Source organism: Hydrogenovibrio crunogenus (genome assembly GCF_004786015.1).
GTDB lineage: Bacteria > Pseudomonadota > Gammaproteobacteria > Thiomicrospirales > Thiomicrospiraceae > Hydrogenovibrio > Hydrogenovibrio crunogenus.
The window spans coordinates 1253531-1263563 of the sequence record NZ_CP032096.1 but is presented as its reverse complement, the minus strand read 5'-3'; the positions used below and the strand labels follow the sequence as shown (position 1 = coordinate 1263563).

Below are 10033 nucleotides of genomic sequence, written 5' to 3'. Positions count from 1 at the left end.
TATTAATTGTGTCAATCCTTTAAGACTCTTTGGATTGGAGCATATGACGTAAACAAGAAAAATAACCCAAGGGTCAATAGGCCAACACTGTAACGTCCTACCCAATCATGAGCAAAATGAAACAACTCTGGATGATCTAATACAACCAAGGTAATCAACAGCATCCGTATCACATTAATAACCAGTAAAGCGATATAACCTAATGCGCTCCAAATCAATCTATGCTTCCAATTAACTGGATAGGCGAGGATCGCGGCCAAATACAATAAAAAAGGGGTCAAACCGTTACACTCATGGACAATCCGTAAATTCATGCCATTTGCTAGAATGAGTGTATTGTCTTGGATACGAATCGGCAATTCTAGAATATCTACCCATAACCAGGTCAGATTCACAATCAAGTCAGTTTGAAGCTGATTAATCATAAAAAACGGACTGAATGCTTCAAAAAACACTAACCAAAAGAGTAAACACACCCAAAAAACATAACGAAGAATAAAAGCAAACATCGAAAATTCCTAACAACATGGATTGGTTTATTTTACCGTGAGTTAATAACAAAAAAGCGCCGAACGGCAAACCCGAACGACGCTTAATAAGACCTTATTAAATTCTAAACGTTACTTAGACAGCTTTCTGCGTGCAACCCATGCACCCAATCCTAAGAATCCTAAAATCATTGCAATCAAGCTTGTGTTATTGTAAGCGCTGAATGAACTTCCACCTTCTCCAGTCAAAACCAATTCCGTTGGTGGCTGATTTCCCTCTTCCATATACCCCGGAACATATTGATTTGAGTCTGCAATCGGAATCATTCTTAGCGTAAACGTATCTGAAGCTGGAGCAATATCTCCAACATCAACAGCATAAGTCAAACCAAGGTTGACCGTGTCTTCAATACCACCAATGTAATATTGAGAGTTACCAACATAAGAGTTCAACGTATCAACGGGTACTGGAGTAAAATTGTCTGCATCCCCTTTCAACCATTGATAATCCTCAACAGTGGTATTCGGGTTATCTCCCCACCAAGCAACTAATTGATCATCGGTATCAGGATTATTATCATCGTCATAGAAAATCCCTTTAGGCTGATACTTAGCTGGTAACCATTTACTGCCACCAAACAACGTCGTATAGTTACTGGTCATCGTGCCAGTAGAGGCGATTTCGTCTTTATTTGTATTTTCTGCATCAGTAAACCCTGCACGGTTGGTATTGTCAAAGAAACCTGGGTTAGGATGTTTTGGCGGATCTGCTGGCCCAAAGAGCCCAGCAGAGAAAGCAGCGCGATCTTCTGGCCCCCAGATATCACCCCCCCCTGTTTTTTCACCGGCACCATCAGACAATTCGACAGTGGTAGCCGCACCTATTGCTGTAAACGCTGCACCCACTCCTGTTCCGACTTGAATTTTAAAGCCCGATAAATGCTTACCAGTATAGTTATTCAACTTCTGCAGTACCATGTATCTTGTAGCACTATTAGGAGCTAAAGTAGCACTTGTATTACCATCAGAGACATTAAAGACCATATCAATCCCACCTGACGTTAGCGAAGCCGGTTGCGCACTGACTTTAAAACGTTTATGCGTTTGGAAAGCACTGTCACACATGGTTGGGTTTGGGTAGGATGAATCTAAAAACCCATCACTTGTCACCGCACCAGAAGGAGGGGTTAAATTTGAATCATCAGAATAACGATGATAAGCGGTACTCATAATGCAACTGGCAGGTTTTCCATTACTTTCATAGACCGTATCAGTATCGGTCAAAACTTTAACACCAGCCGGCTCTCCAACAGGCCAAACTTTACTCGCCAGCTTCCCTGTCAGATTGCTGGCACCATCATAGATGGCACTGTAAAATGTTTCACCATCTACCATCGCAGAATAAGTTCCCGTTGTAGTGGTCAAGTAAATTTGGCCACGTCTTTAGAGCAATTTAACCAGTAAATCTGCTCCGCCTTATTTGGCGTTTTACCGCCGTTAAATTGATGCGGCCTCACCTGTGAGTAATACCCTAGAATGTAATTTCCGATGTGTTTTTTGGCCTCTGCCAGATTCCGATAACCCGCTGTTGGAATCCATTCAGTCTTTAAGCTTCTAAAGAAGCGTTCCATTGGGCTGTTATCCCAGCAATTTCCTCTGCGACTCAAGCTCTGTTTTATCTTGTATCGCCACAGCGATTGGCGATATTTAACACTGGTATAATGGGTTCCTTGGTCGGAGTGAAACATCACACCTTCCGGTTTCCCCCTAGACTCATGAGCTATCGTTAAGGCTTTGACTGTCAATTCCGAATCAGGAGAGTAACTCATAGCCCAGCCAATAGGTTTTCTGGCAAACAGGTCTAGCACTACGGCAAGATAAGCCCAGCGATTGCCCGTCCAGATATAGGTGACATCACCCGACCACACTTCGTTCGGTTTACTCGGTGAAAACTGTCTATCGAGCAAGTTAGGTATGGCAATGTGTTCTTGCAACGCTTTTTTGTAGTTATGCTTCGGCAACTGGCAGCTTTGTAGTCGCAATTGCTTCATCATCTTGCCAGCACGATAACGACTGATTGGTAATTCTCTATCAGAGGATATCTGCTCAATCGTTCTTGCCCCGGCTGAACCGTTGCTTTCCGCATGAATTCGCCGAACCATAGCGAGTTCTTTAACTCGTTTGGCATTCGGTCGTCTGCGACGATTTTTCCAGTATTTAAACGTGCTACGGTGAACCTGGAAGACCTTGCAAAGACGCTTGACTGAATAGCGCTCCTGAAGCTTTTTGATGACCTTCAGCTGTTCAGTGAATCCGACATCAAGAGCGCTGTAGCCTTTTTTAATATGTCTTTTTCCTCTTCGAGGTACTTAACCCGCTTTTTGAGTTGCTGAATCTCAATCTGTTCAGGCGTTAAAGCACTGGCTTTAGGCGTTTTACCTTTGCGTTCTTCACGCAACTGCTTAACCCACTTATTCATCGTTGATAAACCAACACCCATGGCTTCAGCGGCTTCTGATGCCGTATAGCCCTGGTCAACGACCAATTGCGCAGATTCAAGTTTGAATTCGGCTGAAAATGTTCTTCTTGTCTTTGTCATTTTGACTCACCTTTTTGATTTAGATGCATTTTAGCATCTCCAATTAGGTGGCCAATTTCACTTTACCACTACACGTAGTCTCATCAAAAGACTTAGCGACAGCGTCACCCGTTTCAGCATTGATAATATTGACCGTAACATTATCTAAATTCCAACCGCCATAACCAAACTGCTTAAGTGAAGTAAAGTCGTAACTCGTCACCGGTGCACTTTGTGTTCCTACATCTGTTCCTTGAATTCCATCAATAGTATCTGCTTGTACCGCTGACATGGCACTCATACAAGCTAAACTTAACATTGAGAGCTTGAAATTATTAAATGATTTCTTTGTTGCCATAATTATATCCTCCTTAGGGGTAAAATCAGGTATGGCCTTTTTATTTCAAGAACTAAATAATTTACCCATACCTGAGCCAAATAAATGACTGCATACCCTTCAATTCTCTTTTAAAAATCTTCAAGCTTTCAGCCATCCTTAAATTAACTATAACGCATTTTTTCTATGGTTACATTTGAATTGTCTTTTTTTTACATTTTTTTTATTTTATAAACTTTAAAATTTTTTTATCACTAGGCAATGTACTCAATTAACGTTTACCCCCTGAGCGATTTCCTCCACCCATAGAGCCACGGTTACCTCCACCGTTCGAATTCCCGTTCATACCATTGCCATACGTTCTATTACCATTTCCTTTAAACCCACCTTCGCTTCTCTGGTACTTATGTTGCATTTGTCGATTGTATTGATACTGATTTTGAATACGTTTTTGTTGTCCTTGGGTAGAAGGTGCACTGGACCCCATTCGACCCGAGCCGTTTTGCTGCATTCTATTTTCTTGTGTTTGCACACGATCCTGCACTTGGCTCTGAGTTTGAGTTTGAACCTCATCAACAGCCATGGCTTGGGTTACAACGGCACCAGATAATAATAAACTTAGGATTAATGTATTTTTTTTCATTGTTTTCTTCCTTTAACTTGGATAACGAAACATTCTTTCCAAGCACTCAGTGTTTGGCTTCATCTTTATAATAGAACGATTTAATCGTGGCTGTCAATAAAAATGTAATATATTTACATTTTATTTAAGCGCAAAAAATTAAGGAGCAAAGTGAAGAAAAGGACTGACTCATCTACGTAATGCTATTTTTAGCAAAAGACTATTTCAAGAAAGAAAAAACAATTTAAAAAGACATAGAAATACTGTGAAAAATGAATGCAAGAAAAGCAATTAAATGATGAAGGTCGATATAAAGGAAATTATATCTTTAAAGAAATGGTGCCCAGGGCCGGAATCGAACCGGCACGGTGTTGCCACCGAGGGATTTTAAGTCCCTTGCGTCTACCAATTTCGCCACCTGGGCATAGAATCTGTTCGCCAACAGAAAAAATGCAATACGAAAACCCAAAACCATAATGGAGGCGGAACCCGGAGTCGAACCGAGGTCCACGGATTTGCAATCCGCTGCATAGCCACTCTGCCATTCCGCCTATTTGGAGCGGGAAACGAGGATCGAACTCGCGACCCCAACCTTGGCAAGGTTGTGCTCTACCGCTGAGCTATTCCCGCATTTCGTAATGAGGCCGTATTATAGGGGGTTGCGGAAAAATTACAAGCTTTTTTAATCAAAAAAATGACAAAAAAATAATGGTTGAAATTATCTTTTTACTAACCAGCTGATTATGATGACTTTTTTGTTTCGTCCGACACGGTTTCAAGCATGACTGGCAAAGCAGCGCGCCCATATTGATACCAAGTAATAACCGTTAACACCGCTGAAAAATACAACATCGGGAAGCCTAAAGTTCCCCAGTCGACCCCCCAAAGCTCGCCACCATACAACAGCCATGTTAATGCAGCCAGCTGTGAAGCGGTTTTGATTTTTCCTAAACTGGAAACAGCCACCACATCACGCGCATTGTTTTCCGCCATCCACTCTCTTAAAGCAGAAATACTGATTTCTCGCATCATAATCACAATGGCAGACAATGTTACCCAGATATTCTGATATTCAACCGACACCACAATCAATGCAGCTGCCACAATCAATTTATCCGCTACCGGATCTAGAAAAGCGCCGAGTTTACTGCTGACATTCAATTTTCTAGCCAGATAGCCATCAAACCAATCGGTAATGGCCGCAATCATAAAGGCCAAGCCGGCCCAAAAACGCGCATCCTCTATAGGGGCGTAATAACAGACTAAAAAAACAGGAATTAAGGCGACTCGAGACCAGGTCATGATCATAGGTAAAGATTGTAACGTCATAAGTGTCTTTGGTTAACTCATTAAAAAACTAAAAAAATATTACCATACCACTCTAGCGGAATGAGAATAAATGAAAAATAATCCTAAATCAGATTTCCCCGTGAAAAAAATCATAAATGGTCTGAGCAATTCGGTTACTGATTCCAGGTACTTTTTGTAACTCTGAGACCGCTGCATTTTTAACTTCTGCCAACCCGCCAAAATGGGTTAATAACTTATGACGCGTCTTAGCGCCAACACCAGGGATATCTTCCAAGCGAGAATGTGTCTGCGCTTTTTGTCGGCGGCTACGATGACTGGTTATGGCAAACCGGTGCGCTTCATCTCGAATATAATTCAGCAAATGCAATGCAATATCATCAGGTTCTAAATCAATCCCTTCCTCATTGAATGGAGTATATAAAATCTCCAGGCCTGCTTTACGCCCTTCTCCTTTGGCAACCGATACCAAAGGAAGATTATCCAGTTCCAGCGTCTTAAACACCTCAATAGCTTTGTTTAACTGCCCTTTCCCCCCATCAATCACAATAAGGTCTGGTAACGGTAACCCTTCTTTCTTCACACGGCTGTAACGCCGTGTGATCGCTTGATGCATAGCAGCATAATCATCTCCAGGCTGAATACCTTCGATATTGAATTTACGGTAAGCACTGGTATTAGGCACCCCTTCGCTAAACACCACGCAACTGGCCACCGTCTGATTTCCCTGGGTATGACTAATATCAAAACACTCCATGTGATTGGGAGGTGAAGCTAAGGCTAACACCTCTTGCAATGCCTTGACACGGTCCGTTTGTGAGGCTTTCTGCGTCAGCTGTTGCTTTAAACCAGATTGAGCGTTTGTCAACGCCAGTTTCATCAAACCTTTATGTGTTTGACTGACCGCTTTTCGAATCGAAACCTTGGCCTTTTTCTGTTCAGATAACCAAGCTTCCAATGACGGCTTTTCTTCCAATGTATCAGACACTAAAATCATCTGCGGAACCGGTAGATCAATATAATGTTGTGCGATAAAGGCACTAATGACTTCTTCCGGATTAATAGATTGCCCACCCATTTTAGGAAAGTAGTTCTGACTGCCCCACAAGTTCCCGCCGCGATACATCATAATTGATACACACACTTGGTTCGCTTCTTCTGCTAAAGCAACCACATCGGTATCTTTTGATCCGGGTTGATTAATTAAATGCTGGCTTTGTATCGCTCTTAAAGCAGAGATCTTATCTCGGTAAACTGCGGCTTTCTCAAACTCAAACTCATCGGAAGCTTGTTGCATTTTATGCCCGAGCGACTCAATCACGTCAAAACTTTTCCCTTCTAAAAAAGCAATGGTATGTTGCACATCTTCTTTATATTCATCCTCTGTGACCAACCCTTCTACACACGGCCCTGAACAGCGTTTAATTTGATATTGAAGACACGGGCGTGATCGATGGTTAAATACACTCTCAGCACACTGTCTAACCGGGAAAATCTTTTGCAGAGCATGTAATGTCTGATGCACGGCAGACGCATTTGGAAAAGGACCAAAGTAACGCCCCACTTTCCGTTTTGCACCACGATGATAGCTTAGCGAGGGAAATTTTTTTCCTGTTGATACAAAAATATAAGGATACGACTTGTCATCCCTAAACAAGATGTTATAGCGAGGTTTATGGCGCTTAATTAATGTATTTTCTAGGATCAACGCTTCGGATTCCGTATCCGTCACTGTCACTTCAATAGATGCAACTTGCGACACCAATGTTTCTGTCTTAATCTCTTCATGGCGTTTTTTGAAATAACTGGAAACTCGGCGCTTCAAGTTCTTCGCCTTACCCACATAAATGATTTGACCACTGGCGTCGTACATCAAGTAGACGCCAGGCCGTTCGGTTAAATGCTTTAGAAAAGCATCAATATCAAATTGGGTTTCGAATTGATTTGGCATTTGAGTTAGAATGGCGTTATTAAAATAATTATGAGTCTTACAGGCTTATTCATCTTGTGGGTATTATAAGGTATTGTCAATGGATAATCAGAATCAAAATGAAGGTTTAAATCGTTTAGCGGGTGCGGCAGAAAGTTTTGTTAAACAAGAAAAATGGAGTCGTCGCTGGACGAACCTATTAAAACTTTCGGTGATTCTTTACATCATTGTGACAATCGTCATGCTTGCCAGCCAGTTTACATCAGAAGAGGATGTATTGAGTGGCAGCAAACATGTGGCGGTTGTGAAACTTGAGGGGCCGATTATGCCAGGTAGCCGTACCAGTGCAGAAACCTTAAACCCGTTATTAAACAGCGCATTCAAAAACCCCAATTCTGAAGCCGTTATCATAAAAGCCAATTCACCTGGTGGCAGCCCAGTGCAATCGGCTCTCATTAATGATGAAATTACCCGCTTGAAAAAGCTTTATAACAAACCGGCTTACGTTGTTGTTGAAGATCTCTGTGCTTCCGGTTGTTACTATATCGCCGTTGCAGCCGATAAAATTTATGCCAACAAAGGTTCCATCATTGGTTCAATTGGCGTACGCATGGATACATTCGGTGTCACAGGTTTAATGGAAAAAATGGGCATTGAAAACCGTTCTATGCATGCAGGTGAACATAAAGCCTTTATCGATCCTTTCAGCCCCAAAGATGAAGGGGGGCGTCAATTCTTTCAAGAGCGTATTTTAGAAAGAACACATCAACAGTTTATCGAGGCCGTTCGAAAAGGTCGCGGGGACCGAATCAAAGAAAATGAAAACACCTATACAGGGTTGGTTTGGCTTGGAGATGAAGCCGTCAAGAATGGAATGATTGATGGTTTAGGTGACATCGGTTACGTCAAACGTGAAGTCGTCAAACAAACCAATACACGTCATTATGAAGCGGAAAAAACCTTTATGGAACAATTAATGGGTGATATCAGCAGTGAAACCGCTACTCGGCTTTCGATGTATTTCACCACATTAAAATAATGGTACAAACGAAGCCTTGTTATGAGCAGCTTAACCTAAAACGAGCATGATATAATTTGATCAAACCCCATTTTATGGAATAAAGACTGCAATATGCCAACTTCTTCTAAACAGCATCGGGTCATCAAATGGCGTTCTCTTTCGTCAAAGCGTCTTGCGTTTCTAGTCGCAACCAGTGTGTTTTTATTTTTAAGTGGCATGAGTTTTTGGGTCGGGTTTTCTAATTTCACGACCCAAAAACAGCACCTCATCAATTATGACAGCAGTCATGAAATGAATAGTTTTAACGCCAGTAAAAAGGCGCTTAACATTCACGCAAAAACCATTTTTCAAACCTCAATTTACAAAGATGATATCTTCAAACTCATGGCCAAAGCTTATCATGGTAATACGCAGGTCAAAGATAAGGTCAGAACAGAGCTTTATCATAAGCTCCAGCCCATCTACCAACTCTTACAACTTGAACACATCCGGCAGCTTCATTTTCACCTGCCTGGCGGAATCAGCTTTTTAAGATTTCATCGCCCAGAAAAATACGGTGATAACATATCAAGCGTCCGTTATAGCATCGTACAAGTCAATAAAACAAAAGCACCTATTTCAGGATTTGAAGAAGGTCGGATTTTTAATGGCTTTCGTCATGTTTTTCCAATTATTTACAAAGATGAGTTAGTTGGAACGGTTGAGATCTCTTTTTCAGTAGACGCAATCTATGAATTGATGACACACAGCAATAAAGAATTTTACAGCCTGTTACTAAAAAAAGACTTGGTAAAAGAAAAAGTATTCTCCAATGAACGCCAAAACTATGCCCCTTCTGCCATTTCCGACAACTTTTTAGTGGACAGAGCAGTAGAAGGCATGAAGTCCCATATCAATGCCATTCCTAAAAATAGAATTCAACAAATTAACAACGCTTTAAATGGCGAGTTTTTAAAACAACTGGATCGTCAGTGTCAAAGCTGTAACTTCATGATCAATGTTGATCAGACCTACTATTTGGTGAACTTCTTTCAGTTAAAAAATATCGAACAAAAACCTGTAGGTTATATCGTGAACTATCAGGAAGAGCCCGGTATTAAACTCATTACTGAAAATTTTTTACAACACTTGTTAATCAATGAACTCTTGCTATTCATTATCAGCTTATTGGTGTTCTTTTTTATTCGTAATCAAATTCGCCAGCGACGTTTACTACATAAAATGGCAAGAACAGACAATTTAACAGGCTTACCTAATAGAAGTATTTTTAAACGAGCGTTAAATGAAAACATCAAACGAAGCAATAAAAAGCAGTGGCCCTTAAGTTTGATTTTCTTCGATATTGATCATTTTAAAAAAATTAATGACACTTATGGCCACCTGGTAGGAGACAAAGTCCTTAAAAAGGTTGCTCGACACATTGAAGATGGGTTAACCCACAAAGACATTTTTGCCCGCTGGGGTGGAGAAGAGTTTGTTATTTTATTACCAAACACAAACCTACAAGATGCTGAAAAAGTTGCGGAAAGACTTCGACATAAGCTTGAAACCATGACGGATTTCGATATGCAAATTACGTCAAGCTTCGGGGTTTCAGACCTCCGTCCAGTTGATACTGCAGAAAGTTTGATGCAGCGTGGAGATGAAATGCTCTACCACTCAAAAGAACATGGACGGAATCGCGTAACGGCCAACCCTGCAATTCACTAAATCCGCGTTCAGCCTTACCCACACATTCTTATAAAAACA

The 10033-nt window shown here is 41.2% G+C and carries 9 protein-coding genes and 3 tRNA genes; 2 read left to right on the top strand and 10 right to left on the bottom strand.

Features of this window, described 5'->3' with window-relative positions:
* Window positions 1-11: 11 nt before the first annotated feature.
* The 10 genes from GHNINEIG_RS06065 to uvrC form a co-directional block, all read right to left on the bottom strand.
* The gene (locus GHNINEIG_RS06065; protein WP_135795817.1) at window positions 12-509 is read right to left on the bottom strand and encodes an archaeosortase/exosortase family protein; all 498 of its coding nucleotides are present in this window, start codon (window positions 507-509) and stop codon (window positions 12-14) included.
* Between the two features lie 111 nt (window positions 510-620).
* Entirely contained in the window at window positions 621-1913 is a 1293-nt protein-coding gene (locus tag GHNINEIG_RS06060) for a choice-of-anchor F family protein (protein ID WP_135795816.1), read from the bottom strand.
* Window positions 1910-3087, bottom strand: a protein-coding gene (locus tag GHNINEIG_RS06055) for an IS3 family transposase (RefSeq protein WP_135795037.1) whose coding sequence is annotated in 2 segments (ribosomal slippage) — window positions 1910-2823 and window positions 2823-3087 — 1179 coding nt in all. Because the reading frame shifts where the segments join, the coding sequence is not laid out codon by codon here. The genes GHNINEIG_RS06060 and GHNINEIG_RS06055 overlap by 4 nt, the downstream gene beginning before the upstream one ends.
* A gap of 43 nt (window positions 3088-3130) precedes the next feature.
* Window positions 3131-3424 carry a hypothetical protein gene (locus tag GHNINEIG_RS06050; protein WP_135795815.1) on the bottom strand — a complete coding sequence of 98 codons (294 nt, stop codon included), beginning with the start codon at window positions 3422-3424 and terminating at the stop codon, window positions 3131-3133.
* Between the two features lie 250 nt (window positions 3425-3674).
* Complete coding sequence (locus tag GHNINEIG_RS06045; protein WP_135795814.1) at window positions 3675-4046, bottom strand: hypothetical protein; 372 nt, start codon at window positions 4044-4046, stop codon at window positions 3675-3677.
* A 316-nt stretch (window positions 4047-4362) separates the two neighbouring features.
* Window positions 4363-4449: transfer RNA gene (locus tag GHNINEIG_RS06040), tRNA-Leu, on the bottom strand.
* Window positions 4450-4502: 53 nt separating this feature from the next.
* Window positions 4503-4576, bottom strand: a tRNA-Cys gene (locus tag GHNINEIG_RS06035).
* A gap of 4 nt (window positions 4577-4580) precedes the next feature.
* Window positions 4581-4655: transfer RNA gene (locus tag GHNINEIG_RS06030), tRNA-Gly, on the bottom strand.
* 111 nt (window positions 4656-4766) lie between these two features.
* A complete protein-coding gene (pgsA, locus tag GHNINEIG_RS06025) occupies window positions 4767-5354 on the bottom strand; it encodes a CDP-diacylglycerol--glycerol-3-phosphate 3-phosphatidyltransferase (RefSeq protein ID WP_135795813.1) in 588 nt (195 codons plus the stop codon).
* Window positions 5355-5442: 88 nt separating this feature from the next.
* Window positions 5443-7284: an excinuclease ABC subunit UvrC gene (gene uvrC, locus GHNINEIG_RS06020; RefSeq protein ID WP_135795812.1), complete on the bottom strand. Its 1842-nt coding sequence runs from the start codon at window positions 7282-7284 to the stop codon at window positions 5443-5445.
* Window positions 7285-7363: 79 nt separating this feature from the next.
* Here uvrC and GHNINEIG_RS06015 point away from each other — a divergent pair, with 79 nt between their 5' ends.
* Both GHNINEIG_RS06015 and GHNINEIG_RS06010 read left to right on the top strand, forming a co-directional pair.
* Window positions 7364-8302, top strand: a complete 939-nt coding sequence (locus tag GHNINEIG_RS06015; protein ID WP_135795811.1) for a S49 family peptidase — start codon at window positions 7364-7366, stop codon at window positions 8300-8302.
* 93 nt (window positions 8303-8395) lie between these two features.
* The gene (locus tag GHNINEIG_RS06010; protein WP_135795810.1) at window positions 8396-9994 is read left to right on the top strand and encodes a sensor domain-containing diguanylate cyclase; all 1599 of its coding nucleotides are present in this window, start codon (window positions 8396-8398) and stop codon (window positions 9992-9994) included.
* Window positions 9995-10033: the final 39 nt, after the last annotated feature.

Bases quoted from the DNA above. Each gene is read 5' to 3' on its own strand.
- GHNINEIG_RS06065 (WP_135795817.1), bottom strand. From the start codon at position 509: ATGTTTGCTTTTATTCTTCGTTATGTTTTTTGGGTGTGTTTACTCTTT.
- GHNINEIG_RS06050 (WP_135795815.1), bottom strand. From the start codon at position 3,424: ATGGCAACAAAGAAATCATTTAATAATTTCAAGCTCTCAATGTTAAGT.
- GHNINEIG_RS06045 (WP_135795814.1), bottom strand. From the start codon at position 4,046: ATGAAAAAAAATACATTAATCCTAAGTTTATTATTATCTGGTGCCGTT.
- pgsA (WP_135795813.1), bottom strand. From the start codon at position 5,354: ATGACGTTACAATCTTTACCTATGATCATGACCTGGTCTCGAGTCGCC.
- uvrC (WP_135795812.1), bottom strand. From the start codon at position 7,284: ATGCCAAATCAATTCGAAACCCAATTTGATATTGATGCTTTTCTAAAG.
- GHNINEIG_RS06015 (WP_135795811.1), top strand. From the start codon at position 7,364: ATGGATAATCAGAATCAAAATGAAGGTTTAAATCGTTTAGCGGGTGCG.
- GHNINEIG_RS06010 (WP_135795810.1), top strand. From the start codon at position 8,396: ATGCCAACTTCTTCTAAACAGCATCGGGTCATCAAATGGCGTTCTCTT.